Genomic DNA, 19,338 nt, shown 5'->3' with positions numbered 1-19,338 from the left:
GTTGACTACTAGTATAGGAAGGTCTTAATTGAAGCGAAAGCTCCTGGTATGAGAAGTGATGGTAGAGAGCAGCTTCTAGATTATATGAAGAACTTTGGGTTTAGGCTTGGGCTACTTATAGATATGCCTAGTGAACAATATTATAAGGAATACCCTAATCCCTTCAAGGGAGAATAGGATTTGAATCGTACCTTGATCGTGTATGTATATGTAGCTCAGCATAGCTTCTGTACAACCAAGACCAGAGACTGTACTCACTAAGGTTGGAAACATTGTAAGTAAGTGGGAGGGTAAGCTTATCGAAATAGTTGAGGACTCCTCCAGTAGGGTAGGAGTGTACATGTCACTTTGGGGGAGGAATATGGAGCTCCTATATGGTGAAGAGGTTTTAAGAAGTATTGGGGATTTAATGAAGTTATTTGTTCAGTTAATGATATACGCGATGATTCTGAAGATACTTGGCTACACGGTATTAGAGTCAATGATGGGGGGCGGTAGGTTTACCATTCTATTGAAACTAGTACAGGAAGGTTCTAAAGCTGTTATTGAATTATTCTGGGAGAGGAAGGTACTCATTAGGTTCAATGTGAGTAACCTATCTAAGAGTGATGAGTATGATTAGGCATTCTCACCCGAGGTTGCCAGGGAAGTAAATGAATTCTTTAGGGATGTGGGGAAAGAGTTAGCGGAGGTGAATTAAACGTTGGTATTTACGTTAAGGAGCACCTAGATAGACAATTCGAGCCTTACGAATCATGTAAATTCCATAATCCTACAATGCATTGTCTAGGATTGTGGAGTATTGATTAAGCATTTGCTGGAGCCTGAAACATAAGGAGTCAATTCGAGGACGCACTATGATTACCATGAAATTATAAGGATGTTTTCGAAGAAAAGCTTTTTAAATTGTTTTGAAATTTAAGCGAATATGACTTTTCTCGTTAGCGCATCTGATTGGATGATTAAGGAGTATGAAGCGTTTAAGGCTAAGTTACCTGAGTTATTGGTTAAGTACAGGGATAAGTACGTGGTTATTAAGGATGGTGAGGTGCAGGGTATTTTTGAGAGTATCGAGGAGGCTTATAAGTATGCTCTTGAGAAATACGGCATTAATGGCATGTTCATAATTCAGAAAGTTAAGGAGGAGAGGGCGGAGTATTTCTCGCCAACGCATGCGCTAGGCCTTGATTCTGCTCAAGTGTCGTGAATGCCCATAGTAAGGATTAATTATGCAGCACAGAATACATCGCCTGCTGATGCACTTAGAATGAACGGGCCCGTAATAACCATAGACGTTGAACCAGCAAGTGTTATTTGGAGCTTCGCCCAAAGTAGGGGCATAATCCTTAATGGCGCAAAGACTGTACCCGCATTAATTGATACTGGAGCCTTAATAACTGCTATAGATAGGAGTGTGTTGAATCAACTTGGCTATCCACCGTATGGTACGATTAACCTAGCCACTGCAGGTGGTACGGTTGCTGTACCCATATATTTAGTTAAGCTTGTATTATTCTCGAATGTACCAGATCCGAGGGCTAGAATTATACTCGATAACATGACCATCGCCTCGGTTGACCTGTCAACGCAGCAGTATAAGGCGTTGATTGGCCGTGACATACTACGTAACGTCATCTTAATATATGATGGAGTGACAGGTCAAATAACGGTAACTTACTAAATCACTCATCAATTCAACGTAGGGAGATGCTCCATGCACGTGGCTCCTCGCGTGGAATCAACCTAGGTACTGCATGGGTATTTGCATGCTGAAGGCCATGTTTATGGAACAATCCGCATCACTTCCTCGGAACAATACTCCACGACAAGCCATAGGTCATTGATTCGTAACTAGAATTAAACAAGGAAAACTGAACAAAACTGGCGGGCCCGGTGGGATTTGAACCCACGACCTACGGCTTAGGAGGCCGCCGCTCTAATCCATGCTGAGCTACGGGCCCCCTACTGGGCTTTGCTTGCGTGGGGGTTTATGAATATTTTCCCTCATTAGCTAGTTTACTAATGTTCACGTGATTAATAATACCTTAAGCATAGGCGAATACTGCGAGGAGCCTGCCCCCTGGTTTATATGGTGTTTCACCTATATCTGAGTACGCCTCAATAAGGTTCCAGCCTGCTCTTGAGGCTAATTCCCTTAACTCACTTATTGAATATATTCTTAGTGATAATTGAGTATTAGTGATGAGTTTGAGGGTGTACTTGTCCTTGTCCCTAATGTAGTAGCTCCAATATACTTTAACATTCTTTAATTCTTGATCTAGTTTAAATCTTTGTATGATTAAGTGGTCTCCAATCTCATTAACAATGCTTTTACCGGCATTATTAATGTAATACTCCTTATCAACAGTATCAATTATTAATAATGAACCAGGCCCTGAAACATCGTGTACTTGCCTAAGTATTGAGAGGTCCGTTTCATAATCATAGTAACCTATTACTGTTGTGAACATGAATAAGGTAACGTTAAAGGGGGCGTAATGCCTAATAACACTGCTTAATTCCCTGGCATCTCCCAGTAGGAAAACCACATTATCATTAACCCCCTCCCTGGTGGCTCTCTTAATGGCTTCATTAATGAAGTCTTGTGATATATCTATACCTATTACTTTAAAGCCTAACTTAGCTAGAGGTATAGCCACTCTCCCTACTCCGCTTCCAACATCCAGTATCTTGCAGTTCCTTAACCCCCTTCTACTTAAATAATCACTAAGCTTAACTGCAGTATCCTCACCTTCCCTTAACATTGCTTCACTGCTTAATACCCTTACGTAAAGTTCAGCGTTCCTTATGAAGAATTCCTTAACCCACTCCACTGGTTTAAGCTTGTTTAAGTTTAATTAATTTTATTCCCTATGATGTATTCCTATTACAATTGTTCAAGGTGTCTTAGTTAACTTTACGTGTGTTTAAATTACTTTAACCCCATTATTGCTTCACATTGCTTACGTATTCTCATTAAAGGTAATTAATATAATGCACCTAAAGCTGAGTCGTGAACACAGTTAAATAGTTTAATATTATTGATGAGTTAAAATAGGCTATGCCTCATGTTGTAGGTGTCATGTCTTAGTGTTCAGAAATGTTTTAAAGGGGTTTCCTATCAGTGGCCTGTGCCTAGGATTGTGAGAATTAGGATTTGGGGGACTAACACTGATTCGGTTGATGGATTAGCTAGGGATATTACTGGGATAGCTAAGAAGCTTGGGATTAAAGTTAGGGGACCAATACCATTACCCACTAGGCGGCTTATGGTAACTGTGAGGAGGGCTCCAAGTGGTCAAGGTTACCATACTTATGATCATTGGGAAATGAGGATACATAAGAGGGTTGTGGACATGGATGCTGATGAGAGGGCCCTTAGGCAGTTAATGAGGCTTAGAATACCTGAGGATGTTAAGGTTGAGATTGAGTTAATAGGTTAATTTAAATTTAAATTAAATGCCCTAAACGCCTAGGTCTCAATCTCCTTCTCAGTTGCCCTCCTTTTAACAGCCCTATCGAAAACAATCCAATTCCTATACCACTCCTCATTAGCCTTTCTTAACTCCGTTAGTATGGCCTTTGTTAAATCCTTGGCTGATACTTTATCAACATTAATGAAATTACACTCAATCCGTTTAGCTATTTCCCTAGCCTTATCCAAGGGAGCCCCAGTTTTAAGTATGCTAACAACAATCTTCTCCACTATGAAGGGTTCCTCAGTACCATCTCTTTTAACCACTGTAGTTACCATAATACTGTTAAGCATTATTCGGATATAAATATTTCTCCATAATAGCGTAATAATTGAAGATGCACAACATAATTATTTAAAGTATTCACATATTCTTACAGGAATAGTAAATCATGCCGGTTTTGGACTGAGGATGGCGTTAAGTAACTGTGGGTTAAGACACCCGTAATTTATTAAGGCTATTAATCAGCCCAGAATGCCTTCGTCCTCACATACTCCCTCTCCGCCTCAAGTATGTTTAAGAATAATTCATCATCATTAGTGATATTACTTAGAATCCTCTTAACAGTGGCTGTACCAACACCGTAGGCTGAGAGTGCTATTAAACCCCTGTAGCCATGATCCATTATTACCCTAGCCCTCTCCCTGAGTTCACTAAGGTACTCCTCCTCATCAGTAGTAAGCTGTAACCCCCTCCTGGCTCTTGTTATTAGCTTAATGGCCTTATTAATATCCTCATCCCTGTGCTTCAACATGGTTAGGGTCTTCATGCCGCATTTTGGGCACTTAAGTTCCATATTAATTATGTTACTCACCTTGCCTGTTAAATGCCATCCGCACCTTAAGCATAGGAGGGTTACTTCCTTATTCATGATCCTCTTCTTAACTGAATCAATGATTATGTTCCTGGGTACTTCATCAGTTATAATCGACCTAGTGCCTAAGCCACCCATTACCATTAGGGCTAGTTTAGAGGGCTTCCTAGCTAGGAAGTTTAGCTTAATTACCCCATCCTTAATACCGTTTATGAAGCGTCTCAATGCATCTAAGTCAAGCTTATCCACCTCAATCTCATTAATTACCTCATTATCCAGTACAGACTCATTATAGACTTTAGTTAACCTATCAACATTGACATCAATAGTACCCTTAGGTAATACCCCCATTCTCCTGGCAACGTGAATAAACCTATACCTATAAAGGTTACTATTCTTAATAACATTCCTCAAGGTCTCCTCAACAGTATCAACATCCTCCTGAAGCGCCCTCCTTATAATCTCCGGGTTAATTGGCCTAGGGGTTTTTATAATAACCCTATAGGGATCCCTAACATATGATATTGAGAGGGCAAGCCTGCCAGTTAAGTATCCTGTTAAATAAAGGCCAAGTGCCTCATTACCCTTAGTGCCTAGGCAGGAGTGAATCACTATTAAGTTACTTGAGTACTCGATTAACGTTTCATTAACATCAGGGTACTTACCCCTTAAGTCACTTGATAATTCCCTAACATCCTCAAGGAGTTCATTAATGTTCATTAACTTAATCCTATTGAAGCTGCTTAAGGAACCACCTGCCAGTAATCTCCTCCTCAACCTGCAAACCTCCTGGGCAACCTCATAGGATACTGGTATTTCATCACCAATCCACTCAGGTAACTCACCTTCACCGCTCCTCAATTCATCCAGTGTAATAACCCCCTCATCCTTATCAATGGTTAAAACCCTCCATAATCTACCAGCTAGTACTATTACCTTATTCTGCTCCAGTGTTAATGCGAAGTCTTCATCAAGTTCACCTATGGTTGACTTATCCATGTAGTTAACAGCCTTAAACCTCCTTTCATCAGGTATCATTGACACATTCTGGAGGTAGTAAATCCTCAACCCCCTCCTATTCCTTAAGACACCATCGTAATTACCTATTAGCTTCAATTCCCTTGAGGAGAATTCAATAAGCCTCATTAAGTCACTTAACTGTAGCGAGGAGTAGGGGTGTGCCCTCTTAATGATCCTATACGCATCATTCACCGTAACTGAGCCCCCGTGGTCTAGTATTATGCCTGCTAATTGATGAAGCAGCACATCCATTGCCCCCGCGTGGTATGGGTAATCACCCTCAAGTTCACCCTCAATAGCCCTTCTAGCCAGTACCAGTGACTCAAGGTAATCATCAGGCGTTACAGTGAATACATGGCCCTTAGCAACCCCACCAACCTCATGCCCACTCCTCCCAACCCTCTGAATTAACCTATCACTCTGCTTAGGACTCATGTACTGGATTACTGCCTCAATACTACCTATGTCTATGCCTAATTCAAGACTTGATGTGGATACAACAACCTTAACCTCACCATTCCTAAGCCCCTCCTCCACGGTCTCCCTCCTCTCCCTGCTTAGGGATCCATGGTAAACCTCCACACCGTTAATGACCTTCTTCAATTCAGTACCCAGCAGCTCAGCCATATCCCTAGTGTTAGTGAAGAGGAGTACCGAGCCCCCATACCTATTAACTACCTCACTGATTCTCCTTGCTGCCTCCTCAATATCACTATCGGGCCTTAGGTAATGTATTGTTAACTCCATGGTTCTTGAAACATCATTAACATTAACAATCCTCACCCCCCTCCCAACCCCACCCACTAATGATGATGCAAGCTCCAGGTCACCTATTGTTGCTGATAGTGCAATCCTCTGAAACTCACCAGCCAGCTCCACCAGTCTCTCAAGGCCAACGGCTAATTGAACCCCCCTCTTGCTACCGAGGAGTTCATGAACCTCATCAATTATGACCCAGCCAACACCCCTAAGCCAATTCCTCATTACTGGTGAAACCAATAGTATCTGGAGTGTTTCAGGTGTTGTTATGAGTATTTGAGGCGGATTCCTCCTCTGCCTACTCCTCTCACTGCTTGTGGTGTCTCCATGCCTTACAGCTATGGTTAAGCCAAGTAAGCTACTTAGCCTACGTATCCTCTGCTCTAAATCCCTATTAAGCGACTTAGCCGGCGTAATGTAGAGAATCCTTATCCCCTCCCTCACCCCGGAGTTAAGCATCATTGATAAGACAGGCAGTAGCGCCGCCTCAGTCTTCCCTGTACCAGTGGGTGATGATATTAACGTATGTTCACCTGTTAAAACTATGGGTATGGCTAACTCCTGAACCTTAGTGGGCTTCTCATAACCCAATTCCTTAACAGCCTCCTTAACCTTAGGATGCAGTAATTCGAATGAATTAACCACCATGAGGTTAACTCAATATCCCTTAAAAAACCTACTCAACCTAGGTTAAACGTGAAGGTTGAGTTTAAGAGCGAGGAGTGGGGGAGGGTCATAGTTGTTAATGGGATTGAGGTTGGTAGAATTGTGGATAACGTAATTTCCCTAGACATCTACTCCCCCCAATACCCTGCATCAGGAGAGAGAATTGAGTTGGGTTGGGCTGGCTCCCTAGTGTATAGTAGGGTTAACATGGGTAATCATGTGGTTGAGATGATTGGTCATGAGCATGATGGGTTAAGGGAATTAATAAGCGTGAGGGTGATATTGAATGGGGAGGTTAATGATGATGAATTATCATTGATTGTATTGAATGTGATGAGGCAATACATGGATAAGGAATTACTGGAAATGATTGAGCAGCATTCATGATTAATTTCGGTAATGGGAATAATGCATTATTAATTATTTCACTTAATTTAATACAGCCTCATTAAGATTTATATACACTAATGTGCTCCGCCGATGATGCTTTGGCTAGTATTCACCACAGGTGCATGCAACTTAAGGTGCAGTTACTGCGGTGGTTCCTTTAACCCAAAGGTGGTGCCTTGGAGGATTAATTATAATCCAGTTAAGTTGAAGGAGTTAATTGAGAAGGATAATAATGCCACAGTAATATTCTATGGCGGGGAACCGCTGCTTAATCCACGCTTCATAATGTGGATGATGGATAATGTTAAGGCTAGTAGATGGGGGATTCAAACTAATGGAACATTAACTGAATTACTGCCCAATGAGTACTGGAGGAGAATGAGTGTTGTTCTCTTATCAATAGATGGTAGGAGAGAGGTTACTGATGCCCATAGAGGCTTTGGTGCATATGATCGTGTGATTAAGGCCTTAATGAGGCTTAAGTCTATTGGGGTTAATAGGTTAATAGCTAGAATGGCTGTGACACGGTTAACGGACATATATATTGATGTAACGCATTTACTTAATATCGGCTTCAACCTGGTTCACTGGCAACTGGACGTTATATGGGATGGTAAGTGGGATGTATTAACGTGGGCTAAGTCAAATTACCTACCTGGGGTGAGGAAGCTTGTTGAATTATTTCTAAGTAACCTAAGGGAAGGTAGGGTCATTGGCATAGTGCCCATACTTGGGGTTTTAACAGCATACTTACATAAACCATACAGGGGACCACCCTGTGGTGCAGGGTATAGATCAATCGCCATCTCCACTGATGGCAGGATTTTATCATGTCCAATTGCTGTTCATGAGAATTGGGCAGTATTAGGTAATGTTAACGTTGGCTTCAATTTAATTGATATTGAGTCTCAGTTACCTGAAATGTGTAAGACATGCGAGTATAGGCAGTACTGTGGTGGTAGGTGCCTATACGCCATTAAGGAGGGTGAGGAGTATTGGGGTTTAGATGGTGTATTGACTGTTGATTACGTTACTAAGGAGACTATAAGAACCATACTTGAGATTGGGCCTGAGGTTAAGGAATTAGTGAATAAGGGTGTGGTTAAATTAAGCGACCTATACTATGACCCAATCCTGGACTCCACTGAAGTCATACCGTAGGCGTTAAGGAATAATACTTAATAGTGTGGGTGGATTTAATAAAGCATGTTGAATCAATTAAGGGGTAGGAGCCTACTCAGTTGGCTTGACTACACTCCACAGGAGGTATTAATGCTGCTTAATCTGTCTAAAAATATGAAGGAGAGGTATTACTTGGGTGAAAGGTACATTGGTGTCCACCAGGGTAAGACGCTACTCATGGTATTTGAGAAGCCTAGTACAAGGACAAGGATTAGTTTTGAAACTGCTGCTTGGCAACTCGGCATGAAGACTATTTACAGTAATCCCCAGGAGCTTCAGTTAGGTAGGGGGGAGACTGTTGAGGATACTGCTAGGGTTGTTTCAAGGATTGTTGACGGTATAGTAGCCAGGGTCTTCAACCACTCAACATTAATCAAACTCACCCAGCACTCCCAAGTACCTGTTGTGAATGCCCTAAGTGATGAATGCCACCCAACCCAGGTGCTTGCGGATGCGTTAACGTTATGGGAGGTTAAAGGTAAGGTTAATGGCATTAAATTAGCCTTCGTAGGTGATGGGGATAATAACATGGCCCATAGCCTAATTGCAATAGGAGCCAGGTTAGGATGGGATATTAGGATAGTATCCCCTAAGAGGTACTGGCCAAGTAGAAGGTACATTGAGGATGCTGAGGATTTAGGTAAAAGAACAGGTGCAGTACTCACTGTTACGGAAACCATTGAGGAGGGGGTTAAGGGTGTTGATGCAGTGTACACTGATGTATGGGTATCAATGGGTATGGAGAAGGAGGCTGAGGAGAGAATGAAGCTGCTTAAACCATATCAAGTAAACCAAGGTTTAATGAATATTGCAGGGGAGAACGCAGTATTCATGCATTGTCTACCAGCCCATAGGGGTCTTGAGGTCACTGATGATGTAATTGACTCATCTAAAAGTGTTGTGTGGCAGCAGGCTGAGAATAGGCTTCACACGGCTAAGGCCATATTAGCTGCATTGATTAGGTAAGGTAAACTGATTTAAATAAGGGAATGCGATTAATTCTTAAGATTTAAAACACTATATTAACTTATATGCTTTAACCATGAACTGCCTAATCTTAGGCATGGCATTCTCAACATGCCAAACAGGGTTCACGAAAACTATTAACCAACCCTTATCAGTCATGTTGAAGAAGGCGATTTTAAAATTAGCGTATTTTATGAGGATATAGTTGAAGGGACCAAGGAGATCATCGGAAAGCTTTCGAGATCTTTGAGCAATCTCTAGGAGGCTCATGACGTTTCTAAGGGATTTTAATGTTAATGTTGTTGGTAAATGATGTATTATTGGAATATTATTAGAGTCTATTATGGCTGCTCCAACAATCATTTCTCCATCTATAAGCTCACTAAGCATAAGCTTCTTAAGCTCCATCTGCGGTGTTGTCTGCTCCGCAGATTTAGCATCTGGCGATACATATATTACAATACTCCACCACCTCTACTAAATATTTTACACACGCAGCTTAATAAACTTTTAGCTCAATGAGGAGTGATGATGCCTTAATCATTCTAATTCATTGAATGATGCATGGGAATTACCCATAGTTAGTGCGTACGTGAATCCGTAACGTATACAACATTTAATAAGCTTACACCTAAATAGTTAACTAATGACGGAGACGGTTTATGAGCAGAGTATTGTAGGTAATGATAGTATGCTTGCTGTTATTGGCGGTAGAGGGGAGTTAAGGTACTTGTTTTACCCAACGAAGTCATTTCCACAGAACATTCACTCCTCATTACCTGGAATATATAGGAGGGGCTACTTCAGTTGGTTAACGGATTGGAGTGATATTAAACAGAGGTATGCTGCCCCAGGGATCTTGGAGACCGTGTTCAAGAGTGGGGATGCTTCGGTTAAGGTAATGGACTTCGTACTCCATAGTGAAAGTGTACTTATTAGGAGGTTTGAATTCAGTATACCGGGTGAATTCAGCTTCATATACTATACTTCACCTCAATTATGGGAAACCCACAATGCTGATGCAGCTTACTTTGATGAGAGGTATGGCGCCATAGTAGACTATAAGAGGGGACTCACCCTAGTGGTCTCAGGTGATAGGATACCTAATGAGTATCAGATTGGTCAATTAGGCGCCGACTCAGATGCGTTCACTGACGCCTACGATGGTAGACTCAACATGAATAAACTAAGCATATATGAGGGCTTCAGGGGAGTTAACTTCGCATTACTGTGGAGGCTTAGGGATAATGAGACATTAACCATTTACTTTATCCTAGATAAGAGCGAGGAGGCTGCATTAAGGGAATTAGCCAAGATTAAATCAATGGATTGCTACATCTTAAGCCATAGCGTTGCTGAGCATTGGGAGGGTTGGATTAATAAGATTAAGTTAAATGGAGTTATTAGTGAGGAAATGATTAAGCACTCAGCGTACGTAATTAAGATGCTTCAAGACTCAGAGGGAGCTTTCATAGCGGCACCAACATTATGGCCTGATTACAGGTATTGCTGGCCCAGGGATGCGGCTTACTCAGCTATGGCGTTGGATATTCTTGGTTACCATGATGAAGCCTTTAAATTCATTAATTGGGTGGTTAAGTCACAGGGGGAGAACGGGGCCTTCTACCAAAGGTACTACGCTGAGCCTGGACTTAAGGCGCCATCATGGTCCTTTCAAATAGATGAAACAGCCTCAGTGGTGCTTGCAACCTACGTTCACTTTAAGTTAACTCTAGATAGGCAGTTTCTAAAGAATGCGTGGGTAATGGTTAGGAAGGCTGCTGAGTATTTGGCGGCTAACGTAAGTGATGATGGTTTAACAACACCCACCGTTGGGCCCTGGGAGGAGCACTTAGGTGTTCATACTTACACCAATGCCTCAGTGTACGCCGCTTTATCATCGGCATCATACTTAGCCGGTGAAATAGGTGATAGAAATAGGGCTGTGGAGTGGGGTAGGTATGCTTCAGTTATTCGTTCAACTACACTTAATCAGGCATGGAATGGTAGTTTCTTCATCAAAATAATTAAACCAAGATTCAATATACCCGATTCAGCAACGCTTGGCTTAGTTTTCCCATTCAATATGGTTAACGTGAATGATGACAGGGTGAAGATGAATGCTGAAACCATTGAGAAGACGTTTAAGTATAAGGTTGGTGGCGTGGGCAGGAATCCTGAGGATAAGTACTACGGTGGTAACCCATGGATAATAACAACCCTTTGGCTTGCAATATACCATAAACTGGCTGGTAATGTTGATAAGGCCAATGAATTAATAAAATGGGCTTTAACCCACAGTACTAGTACTGGTATGCTCCCTGAGCAGGTTGATAAGGATTCAGGAAGACCCATCTCTGCAATACCCCTGGCTTGGTCGCATGCAATGTACATAATGGCTGAGGTAATCAATAATGATTTATTCAACAAAATAACGCCACCACTCATTAGCAATAAGTGACACTTCTCAGAGTATTAATAGTGTGTAAAGCTTATTAATAACCCAGAACTTGATTCAGTTAATGCAGGAACTAGTAGTCGGGAAAACCATAGAGGAGTCCACGGCTAAACCCCTCGTCGATCTAAGCCGCTTCAGGCTCCCTAAGACGTTCACTAGGATGATCAATGACCAGAACCTTCAGACAATGTATAAGAAGAAGTTCAACCTACCTGAACCATCTAGGATAATTAAGTTATCAACATCAGTTTGCCCAGTCTGCAATAAGCAAGTACCAATGGTTGTGTATGAGCATAATAACATAATTTGGCTTAAGAAAACTTGCCCAGAGCACGGCCAATTCCTAGACATCTACTGGGGTGACGCTGAAATGTACTACTACTTCCTGCAATGGGATGACCCAAACTACATAGGTAAGGGTGTTGCTAACCCCAATACCGACGTGGTGTATTATGAGGAAGCTGGTGGTTGCCCATTCGGCTGCGGCCTATGCCCAGTGCATAAGACTAATACTGTATTATCCATAATTGATGTAACTAATAGGTGTAACATGAAGTGTCCAGTATGCTTCGCTAACGCCGGTGTAGCTGGTTACGTGTATGAACCATCGTTAGCCGATATTGAACGCATGATGAGGATACTGAGGAGTCAGGGACCGTGGGCACCTAATGCGCTTCAATTAAGTGGTGGTGAACCAACGGTTAGGAATGATTTACCGGAGATAGTTAGGATGGCTAAGAAGCTTGGCTTTGATCATGTTGAGGTTAACACTAATGGTATTAGGATAGCTAATGACATTAACTACTATAAGGCATTGCTTGATGCCGGTGTATCAACAATATACCTTCAGTTCGATACTATTGATCCTAACAATAAGGGTGTGTGGAGGCATAGGCTATACGACCCTAAGGCTTATGCTGAATTAAAGAAGAAGGTTATTGATAATGCCAGGAAACTTGGCCATAGATCCATCGTACTGGTGGTCACCATGGCGAAGAACTATAATGAGAAGGATATTGGTAAGATACTTGACTTCGCAGTTAAGAACAGGGATGTAGTTAGATGGGTTAATGTGCAGCCTGTGTCATTCTCAGGTAGGGCTAAGGAGTATTCACCTGAGGAGTTAAGGCAGTATAGAATAACAATACCCGACGTCATAATTGAGACTGAGAAGCAGACCGGTGGTAAGATAAGTAGGTGGGATTGGAGGCCGGTTAATTGGCCCGTGGCCTTAGGTAAGTTAGTTGAAGTACTTACAAATTCACCGAAGCCGCTGTTTACGAATAACCCAGTTTGCGGTGCATCAACATTCATATACTATGATGAGGATGCTAAGGATATTGTTCCAATAACTAAGCTTGTTGATGTTGATGGATTTGAGGCTGAAATATGGAGGATATACAATGAGGCAGTTAAGGGAGGTGTCCATAGGGCCATTGGTAGTCTTAAGACGCTTAAGTTACTTAAGTACGTTAAGCATAAAGCAGTGAAGGATCTGCTTCAGGATGTGATAGTTAAGAAGAGTTACGATGCATTAGGCAAATTCATGTTCAACATAATAGGGATAGGTATAATGCACTTCATGGATACTATGAACTTTGATGTTCAACGCATACAAAGATGCGACATACATTACGCGGTGCCTGATGGGAGAATAATACCGTTCTGCACCCTTAACAACTTCCATAGGGACAGGATTGAGAAGAATCTTAAGATGGATGCTAAGGATTGGTTGAAGTTGAATCCAGGTAAGTTCATAACAGGCTTCGCCTAATACGCATACGGCTTCTAGATTTATTAAAGATAATTTTTTAATACCAGATGCCTATGTTTAATTATGGATGCTAGGATAATGCTCATGATTGGTGCAGTGCTTAATATAATTGGATACGCAGTATCAATGCTGGGTTACGCAATAATTGGCCCAATAGTCTATGGTGCAGGTATAATAATACTGGTGTTAAGCGCCTTCATTTCACCTAAGGGTAAGAGTAATGAGAGTAATAAGACCCCAAGTGAACCTGGGCCGAATGACATTAAGAATAGGGGTATTAGGAAGCCGGGTGAGGAGTATTGACGATTATTATAACTGTCGTCAGTGGTTCTAAGGGTGGTACTGGTAAGACTACTATAGCCGTTAATACGGCTACATTAGCGGCATATAGACTTAGGGGTTCATCACCATACCCGGTTGTGCTTCTTGACCTAGGTGTTGATAATGGCTCGGCGTCTAAGGTTTTACTAGGCTCATTAACTAAGGTTAATTACACCCTCTCAGATTACTTAACAGGTAAGATAAATAACCCGCTTTACGCGCTTTACCTTAAATCATGGGTTATTGGTAATGAGGAGATGAGACTGGTTTTCTCAGTGCCAGGTAGTATAGTTGAGGGTTTACCATTATTTAAATTAAGGTACATAATAAGGGTTATTATGGAGTACTTGAAGCCAATAATGATGGTGATTGATACACCCTCAGTGGGCTTCACTAGGCAATTCCTGGAACCTATATTAAGTGAATCAACGTACGTAATACCAGTTACCACAGTTGACCATAGTTCCATTGAGTCCTTATCATCAATAGTGGGCTTCATTAAGGGAATTAAGAGCAATGCAACTATACTACCGCCAATACTGAATATGTTTGATTACAAGTACCCTGTGGATCCAACAACAGGTAAGGAGTGGGTTAAAGTGGTTGAGGAGATTACTGGGATTAAGCCATACACTGTGGCCTACGATAAATTACTTTACGTTACTAGGCAGGCAATGGAGGTTGAGGTTCTTAAATTATCGCCAAGTGAGTCACCGGCATTAAGGGATATTATTAAATACTTTAATGAAGTCGTGTTACCGCTTACCACTAAGCATTAAAGTAATTTAAACACAACCTAGCATGGTTAGTAATGATAATGCTGGCGCTATTTATTGCAGCATTAATGCAACCTCAGTTGGTTAACGTGACCCCAGTATCCTTTAATATGACTATTGGTTCAGGAATGCCCATGTACGGTTTATTAATTAATCCTAATTCATCATACGTAATCTACCTTAATGGACCGGGGGTGCTCTATATGGTGGCTAATTCATCATTAGTAGTTATGATTCATAACATGGTTCATGTGGTTAATGGCAGTGCTTCACTAGTCATTAAGCAGGGTGAGTCGCGTGTATTATTCATTAATCATAATAATTACTCAGTTTACTTATTCTACATGTTTCAATATAATAGTTCCAGTGAAGCATTCTACTCCTATAACCCAATTGGGGTTGCTGACTACGGTGTGGCGTTATATTATGGTGAACCATTATTGGCTTACTCCTATGAAACAAGTGAAGTATTGGGTGTAGCCTTCATTAGGAGTCTTAATGTAACTGATGTTAGGGGTGATTGCGGGGTTAAGGCTGGTGATGATTATGCTGATATTCAATTGAATTCAATAGTAAAGGCCGGTGACGGATACTATATAGTTCAAGATGTTGTTATACTTAATGGAACTGCAGCATCAATTGTTGATAATGTGTGGAACATAACATCACTCAACGCCACCTTAAGTAATGTAATGGGTCTGGGATCCATAGGCGACTTCAATGGTCAACAATACTACGCGTACAGTAGGGTTATAGGTGAATTAAAAACACCCTTTAACTTAACGTTAGCCATAATGGTTAGTGGGGTTAATTCAGCTCACTTAAGCTTCGGTTATGGTGTTCAAGGGTCATTAATATGGTTTGATAACGTTACATTGATTAATGCAGGTAAACCAAGCATCATCGTTAATGGTTCAAGTTACGTTGAATTTGGTATACCTATTGACACTGAGTTAGTGTTAACTGGGCCAGTGTGTGGAATATGGGCTGTGGTTAAAAGTGTTAATGCAACCTTCACGTTACTTCATAGGGTTAATGAATCATATTACCCGGCACCGTACACGTGGGGTATTGGTACATTAACAGGTGAGGCTGTAGCTAATGCATCAGCCCTAGTGAGTAATGGTGTTAACGTTCAGATTACTGGCAGCGCCTACGAATACCCTGGACCATTATACTACTATGTGCCTGTCTTCATATCATTAATTAATGGATCGGAATTTATAATGGTTCCTAAAGGATACATGCTTAATCTAACCCTAGGTAGATTAATTACCGGTAATTCATCAGTAATTAAACGCATTGAATTCGTGATTAATGAGACGCGTATTATTAATTCAAGTAGCGTAACTATTATTGTTAATGGGCCAACTGAGGTAAGGGTAATTTATAATCAATTATTTGAAGTGAAGTTAATTGGGTTAAGCGGGAATGAGACGCCGTTAGTGTATTGGTATCCTAAGGGGTATGTGCTTAAACTTAAGGAACCAAGGTACTTGGGTTTAATGGTGTTTAGAGGCTACTTACTTAACAATGGTACGCTAGTTAAGTATCCTGAAGCTACATTGATAATTAATGGTTCATTAACAATTAAGGTACTGTGGGGTAATGAAGTGAGTATAGGTACCTTAACGGTAATGTACCTGGTGTTTCCTGTATTATCATTATTAATGATTATGATATTGATTATGCTTACCCTAAGTGATGAAGGTAATCGTCATTAGGTAATGTGGCATTAATTTAAAACCGCGGGTACGCTTACTGTAGGTTAATGATTATTAGGAATGTTAAGGAGGAGGAGTGGGATGAATTCATGAGACTACTTGAAAGGAGTTACGGTTTCCCAAGTGGTTTCTTCCCTAGGCATTACCCTTATATTTATAGTGATGCGTGTAGGGATTTATCATCATTCTATGTTATTGAGGATAACGGTAAATTGGTTTCCCACATTGGTTTATTTAAAATGAAGGCCATTAGCTTCGGTGTCAGTATCATAATGGGTGGCATTGGGGGTGTTGCCACATTACCCGAGGAGAGGGGGAAGGGTTATATGTCTGCTTTACTTAATCATGTAATTAATGTAATGAAGAAGGAGGGAATACCATTATCAGTGCTTTGGGGTGATAGGCAAAGGTACGGTGCCTTCGGGTGGGAGGTTGCTGGTCAAAAGCAGGCATTATACATTACTTCACGTTCAGTATCCAAGTCAGGAATTAAGCCCATTGAAGTTAGTGAAGTTAAGTGGGATGATGCGGTTCCATTAATGAGAAGACACTATGAATCAATACCAATAAGGGTTGAGAGAAGGTGGGAATGCTATAAGAGTTATGAAAGCCTGGATCCAGCATCATTAGGTGAACCACCATTGAGGATTTGGGTTAGTGATGATGGTTATGTAATTAGCCAGGGAAGTGGTGCGGCAAGGGGAGTCTTAAGTAGGCCCAATATAGTTGAGGTGGCTTCCTTAAGTAATCGTGAGGCGGAGTTGGTGAGTGGGTTCATGAAGGCTGCATCAGTTAATGAGGCTGTGGTTCACGTTAATGCATATGATGAGGCTAGACTTGGGGAATTACTTAAAGTAACCTCATACTATGTAACCCTTCCTGAAGGGGTATTTAGAATAAATAATGTTTATGCATTACTCAAGAGTTTCGAACCATTGTTAAGTAGTAGGGCTCAGGAACGTGGATTAAAGGATTATGAAGTTACCCTAGGGCTTAGATTCAACAATGAGCTTGATAAGGCCACGGTATTCGTAAGGGGTGGTTCAGTGGAGGTTACTTCAAGTGAGGGGAGTGGGAATTACATTGAATTAAGTGAAAGGGATGGGGTTAGGTTAATCTTAGGTGGACCAATGGGTTACGTAGCTAAGAGGCTTAAACCATTGACTACGTTACTACCAATACCCATTCACATTCCGCTTCTCAACTATGTTTAACCCTATATAGGGCATTATTAGATTGAGGGAAGGGTTTTTAAGCGATAGGGTGTTAAGCGGTAATTATATGTCTAATGAGCCATCGGAGCTAATTAGTGAGGAGAGGAGGAGGGCAATCCTGGTTAACTCATTCCTGGGATCATTAATGGCTTCAATGACTATGTCAGCAATAATAATAGCGTTACCTGATGTATTAAGGGGTATTGGTGTTGATCCAATGTCACCACTTGGCTTTACATCAATGCTTTGGTTAATGTTCTCATACCCATTAATGGTTGCTGTGGCTGTACCAATAGTGGGTAGGTTATCCGACATGTATGGTAGGGGTAGAATGTTCACGATAGGTGATGCAGTATTCACAATACTCTCAACGCTACTAGGCTTAGTGCCAGGATATGGATTAGTGGCAGCATTACAGATGATTGCTTACAGGTTTATTCAAGGCTTAGGTGGATCCATGATGTTTACGAATAGTGCCGCAATAATAACCGACGTCTACCCACCCCACAGGAGGGGTGTCGCTATGGGTATTGTCAGCATAGCCTTCAGTGCAGGTAGCATAATAGGCCTAGTTATAGGCGGTGTATTAGCTGTAATTAACTGGAGGCTGGTTTTCCTAATTAATACGCCAATAGGCATAATCAGTACCATATGGGCTTACTTAACGGTATATAAGTTACCGTTAGGCATTAAGAAGGTTAAGGTTGATTACATAGGTGCATCAATGCTTGCTGCATCACTTGTCCTTCTCCTTCTAGGCATAACATTCGGTATGCTGCCTTCGGGGAACTCATCAATGAGTTGGGGGAATCCAACCGTATGGGGACTAATAGGTGGTGGATTACTGCTCCTGGCTTTACTGATACCGATTGAAATGAGGATTAAGGAGCCTATACTTAGGATTAACTTATTTAAGATAAGGCCATTCACGTTCGGTGTATTAAGTGCATTATTCCTGTTCCTAGCTCAAGGTGCAAACGTATTCGTTTTATCACTACTACTGCAGGCAATATACCTCCCAATGCATGGAGTACCTTACTCTGAAACGCCACTATTGGCTGGCATATACCTAATACCGAGTAGTGTGGCTAATGCCATATTTGCCCCATTGGGTGGTAGATTAATTAATAGGTTTGGAGCCAGGGTTGTTTCAACAATCGGTGCAATACTACTGGGGATTAGCTTCGAGCTGCTGACTACGCTTTCAATGAACTTTAATTACACTCTATTCGCAGCCGACTTACTCCTAATGGGTGCTGGTTCAGGCTTATTCCAGTCCCCTAACTTAGTCTCAATAATGAGTTCAGTACCCCAGGAGGATAGGTCAGCGGCATCTGGGTTAAGGGCAAGCATGCAGAACATAGGGTTATTAATGAGTTTCGCAGTATTCCTAACACTCATATTAGCTGGATCAGCGGCATCATTATCATTATCACTAAGTAAGGCGTTAATTAACGCTGGTGTTCCTCAAAGCGACGTAGCGGCATTATCAAGAATACCCCCAGCCTATGCCTTATTCGCAGCATTCATGGGTTATGACCCAATAAAAGTCATGCTTAGTGAAGCTGGTATTCAATTACCTAGTAGCATTTACGCCGCTGTGACTCACCCATCATTCTTCCCAAGCGCCATAGCCCCAGCTATGGCTATGGGTTTCGAGTACGCCTACCACATAGCCGCTGTAATGGCGTTTGCGGCGGCGGTGTTCTCGTACTTAAGGGGTAGGGAGCATATTGTTCATCAAGTTAAGTTACTGGAGAGTGAAAACGGTAAGAGACCTTTCACTGAGTAGTAATCT

18 protein-coding genes and 1 tRNA gene are annotated in these 19,338 nt (G+C 41.5%); 14 read left to right on the top strand and 5 right to left on the bottom strand.

Annotated features, from left to right (window positions below):
- Nucleotides 1-340: 340 nt before the first annotated feature.
- The 3 genes from CMAQ_RS00525 (at nucleotide 341) to CMAQ_RS00515 (ending at nucleotide 1,681) form a co-directional block, all read left to right on the top strand.
- Nucleotides 341-622, top strand: a complete 282-nt coding sequence (locus tag CMAQ_RS00525) for a hypothetical protein (protein WP_012185175.1) — start codon at nucleotides 341-343, stop codon at nucleotides 620-622.
- Between the two features lie 306 nt (nucleotides 623-928).
- Nucleotides 929-1,207 carry a hypothetical protein gene (locus tag CMAQ_RS00520; RefSeq protein ID WP_012185174.1) on the top strand — a complete coding sequence of 93 codons (279 nt, stop codon included), beginning with the start codon at nucleotides 929-931 and terminating at the stop codon, nucleotides 1,205-1,207.
- Nucleotides 1,208-1,681, top strand: a complete 474-nt coding sequence (locus CMAQ_RS00515; protein ID WP_012185173.1) for an aspartyl protease family protein — start codon at nucleotides 1,208-1,210, stop codon at nucleotides 1,679-1,681. It begins immediately after the preceding gene.
- Nucleotides 1,682-1,882: 201 nt separating this feature from the next.
- Here CMAQ_RS00515 and CMAQ_RS00510 read toward each other — a convergent pair.
- Together CMAQ_RS00510 and CMAQ_RS00505 are read right to left on the bottom strand one after the other, a co-directional pair.
- Nucleotides 1,883-1,961 (bottom strand) — tRNA-Arg (locus CMAQ_RS00510).
- An 84-nt stretch (nucleotides 1,962-2,045) separates the two neighbouring features.
- Nucleotides 2,046-2,834 (bottom strand): class I SAM-dependent methyltransferase, encoded by a 789-nt coding sequence (locus tag CMAQ_RS00505; RefSeq protein ID WP_012185172.1) that lies wholly within the window; start codon nucleotides 2,832-2,834, stop codon nucleotides 2,046-2,048.
- A 297-nt stretch (nucleotides 2,835-3,131) separates the two neighbouring features.
- Between CMAQ_RS00505 and rpsJ the strand changes: the two genes are divergently transcribed.
- Nucleotides 3,132-3,443, top strand: a complete 312-nt coding sequence (gene rpsJ, locus CMAQ_RS00500; RefSeq protein ID WP_048062566.1) for a 30S ribosomal protein S10 — start codon at nucleotides 3,132-3,134, stop codon at nucleotides 3,441-3,443.
- 29 nt (nucleotides 3,444-3,472) lie between these two features.
- Here rpsJ and CMAQ_RS00495 read toward each other — a convergent pair whose 3' ends face one another.
- On the bottom strand, nucleotides 3,473-3,754 hold the full coding sequence (locus CMAQ_RS00495) for an ATP cone domain-containing protein (protein ID WP_048062565.1): 282 nt from the start codon (nucleotides 3,752-3,754) through the stop codon (nucleotides 3,473-3,475).
- 182 nt (nucleotides 3,755-3,936) lie between these two features.
- Nucleotides 3,937-6,717 (bottom strand): DEAD/DEAH box helicase, encoded by a 2,781-nt coding sequence (locus CMAQ_RS00490; RefSeq protein ID WP_012185169.1) that lies wholly within the window; start codon nucleotides 6,715-6,717, stop codon nucleotides 3,937-3,939.
- Between the two features lie 48 nt (nucleotides 6,718-6,765).
- Between CMAQ_RS00490 and CMAQ_RS00485 the strand changes: the two genes are divergently transcribed.
- From CMAQ_RS00485 to argF, 3 genes are all read left to right on the top strand, one after another.
- Complete coding sequence (locus CMAQ_RS00485; protein WP_012185168.1) at nucleotides 6,766-7,122, top strand: hypothetical protein; 357 nt, start codon at nucleotides 6,766-6,768, stop codon at nucleotides 7,120-7,122.
- A gap of 96 nt (nucleotides 7,123-7,218) precedes the next feature.
- Nucleotides 7,219-8,286, top strand: a complete 1,068-nt coding sequence (locus CMAQ_RS00480; protein WP_048062564.1) for a radical SAM/SPASM domain-containing protein — start codon at nucleotides 7,219-7,221, stop codon at nucleotides 8,284-8,286.
- A 45-nt stretch (nucleotides 8,287-8,331) separates the two neighbouring features.
- The gene (argF, locus tag CMAQ_RS00475; RefSeq protein WP_012185166.1) at nucleotides 8,332-9,273 is read left to right on the top strand and encodes an ornithine carbamoyltransferase; all 942 of its coding nucleotides are present in this window, start codon (nucleotides 8,332-8,334) and stop codon (nucleotides 9,271-9,273) included.
- A 51-nt stretch (nucleotides 9,274-9,324) separates the two neighbouring features.
- On the opposite strand, the gene CMAQ_RS00470 is transcribed toward argF, so the two are convergent.
- Nucleotides 9,325-9,636, bottom strand: a complete 312-nt coding sequence (locus CMAQ_RS00470; RefSeq protein WP_338028808.1) for a hypothetical protein — start codon at nucleotides 9,634-9,636, stop codon at nucleotides 9,325-9,327.
- A 283-nt stretch (nucleotides 9,637-9,919) separates the two neighbouring features.
- Between CMAQ_RS00470 and CMAQ_RS00465 the strand changes: the two genes are divergently transcribed.
- From CMAQ_RS00465 to CMAQ_RS00435, 7 genes are all read left to right on the top strand, one after another.
- Nucleotides 9,920-11,734 carry a glycoside hydrolase family 15 protein gene (locus tag CMAQ_RS00465; protein ID WP_012185164.1) on the top strand — a complete coding sequence of 605 codons (1,815 nt, stop codon included), beginning with the start codon at nucleotides 9,920-9,922 and terminating at the stop codon, nucleotides 11,732-11,734.
- A 61-nt stretch (nucleotides 11,735-11,795) separates the two neighbouring features.
- Nucleotides 11,796-13,505 carry a tetraether lipid synthase Tes gene (gene tes, locus CMAQ_RS00460; RefSeq protein WP_012185163.1) on the top strand — a complete coding sequence of 570 codons (1,710 nt, stop codon included), beginning with the start codon at nucleotides 11,796-11,798 and terminating at the stop codon, nucleotides 13,503-13,505.
- A gap of 63 nt (nucleotides 13,506-13,568) precedes the next feature.
- Nucleotides 13,569-13,808 (top strand): hypothetical protein, encoded by a 240-nt coding sequence (locus CMAQ_RS00455; RefSeq protein ID WP_012185162.1) that lies wholly within the window; start codon nucleotides 13,569-13,571, stop codon nucleotides 13,806-13,808.
- Nucleotides 13,805-14,605 carry a ParA family protein gene (locus tag CMAQ_RS00450; protein ID WP_012185161.1) on the top strand — a complete coding sequence of 267 codons (801 nt, stop codon included), beginning with the start codon at nucleotides 13,805-13,807 and terminating at the stop codon, nucleotides 14,603-14,605. The genes CMAQ_RS00455 and CMAQ_RS00450 overlap by 4 nt, the downstream gene beginning before the upstream one ends.
- Before the next feature lie 38 nt (nucleotides 14,606-14,643).
- Nucleotides 14,644-16,326: a thermopsin gene (locus CMAQ_RS00445; protein ID WP_198002080.1), complete on the top strand. Its 1,683-nt coding sequence runs from the start codon at nucleotides 14,644-14,646 to the stop codon at nucleotides 16,324-16,326.
- A 47-nt stretch (nucleotides 16,327-16,373) separates the two neighbouring features.
- Entirely contained in the window at nucleotides 16,374-17,540 is a 1,167-nt protein-coding gene (locus CMAQ_RS00440; protein WP_012185159.1) for a GNAT family N-acetyltransferase, read from the top strand.
- Nucleotides 17,541-17,607: 67 nt separating this feature from the next.
- Nucleotides 17,608-19,332 (top strand): MFS transporter, encoded by a 1,725-nt coding sequence (locus CMAQ_RS00435; protein WP_048062562.1) that lies wholly within the window; start codon nucleotides 17,608-17,610, stop codon nucleotides 19,330-19,332.
- Nucleotides 19,333-19,338 lie beyond the last annotated feature (6 nt).

The organism is Caldivirga maquilingensis IC-167 (genome assembly GCF_000018305.1).
GTDB classification, from domain to species: Archaea; Thermoproteota; Thermoprotei; order Thermoproteales; family Thermocladiaceae; genus Caldivirga; species Caldivirga maquilingensis.
Note: the sequence above shows the minus strand (reverse complement) of the source record. Positions and strands in the feature narration are given on the sequence as shown.

What these genes read in the sequence shown, in the direction of transcription:
- CMAQ_RS00445 (WP_198002080.1), top strand. Translation starts at nt 14,644, where the DNA reads ATGCTGGCGCTATTTATTGCAGCATTAATGCAACCTCAGTTGGTTAAC.
- argF (WP_012185166.1), top strand. Translation starts at nt 8,332, where the DNA reads ATGTTGAATCAATTAAGGGGTAGGAGCCTACTCAGTTGGCTTGACTAC.
- CMAQ_RS00515 (WP_012185173.1), top strand. Translation starts at nt 1,208, where the DNA reads ATGCCCATAGTAAGGATTAATTATGCAGCACAGAATACATCGCCTGCT.
- tes (WP_012185163.1), top strand. Translation starts at nt 11,796, where the DNA reads ATGCAGGAACTAGTAGTCGGGAAAACCATAGAGGAGTCCACGGCTAAA.
- CMAQ_RS00435 (WP_048062562.1), top strand. Translation starts at nt 17,608, where the DNA reads ATGTCTAATGAGCCATCGGAGCTAATTAGTGAGGAGAGGAGGAGGGCA.
- CMAQ_RS00520 (WP_012185174.1), top strand. Translation starts at nt 929, where the DNA reads ATGACTTTTCTCGTTAGCGCATCTGATTGGATGATTAAGGAGTATGAA.
- CMAQ_RS00465 (WP_012185164.1), top strand. Translation starts at nt 9,920, where the DNA reads ATGACGGAGACGGTTTATGAGCAGAGTATTGTAGGTAATGATAGTATG.
- CMAQ_RS00495 (WP_048062565.1), bottom strand. Translation starts at nt 3,754, where the DNA reads ATGGTAACTACAGTGGTTAAAAGAGATGGTACTGAGGAACCCTTCATA.
- CMAQ_RS00490 (WP_012185169.1), bottom strand. Translation starts at nt 6,717, where the DNA reads ATGGTGGTTAATTCATTCGAATTACTGCATCCTAAGGTTAAGGAGGCT.
- CMAQ_RS00470 (WP_338028808.1), bottom strand. Translation starts at nt 9,636, where the DNA reads ATGATTGTTGGAGCAGCCATAATAGACTCTAATAATATTCCAATAATA.
- CMAQ_RS00455 (WP_012185162.1), top strand. Translation starts at nt 13,569, where the DNA reads ATGGATGCTAGGATAATGCTCATGATTGGTGCAGTGCTTAATATAATT.
- CMAQ_RS00480 (WP_048062564.1), top strand. Translation starts at nt 7,219, where the DNA reads ATGCTTTGGCTAGTATTCACCACAGGTGCATGCAACTTAAGGTGCAGT.
- CMAQ_RS00525 (WP_012185175.1), top strand. Translation starts at nt 341, where the DNA reads ATGTCACTTTGGGGGAGGAATATGGAGCTCCTATATGGTGAAGAGGTT.
- CMAQ_RS00440 (WP_012185159.1), top strand. Translation starts at nt 16,374, where the DNA reads ATGATTATTAGGAATGTTAAGGAGGAGGAGTGGGATGAATTCATGAGA.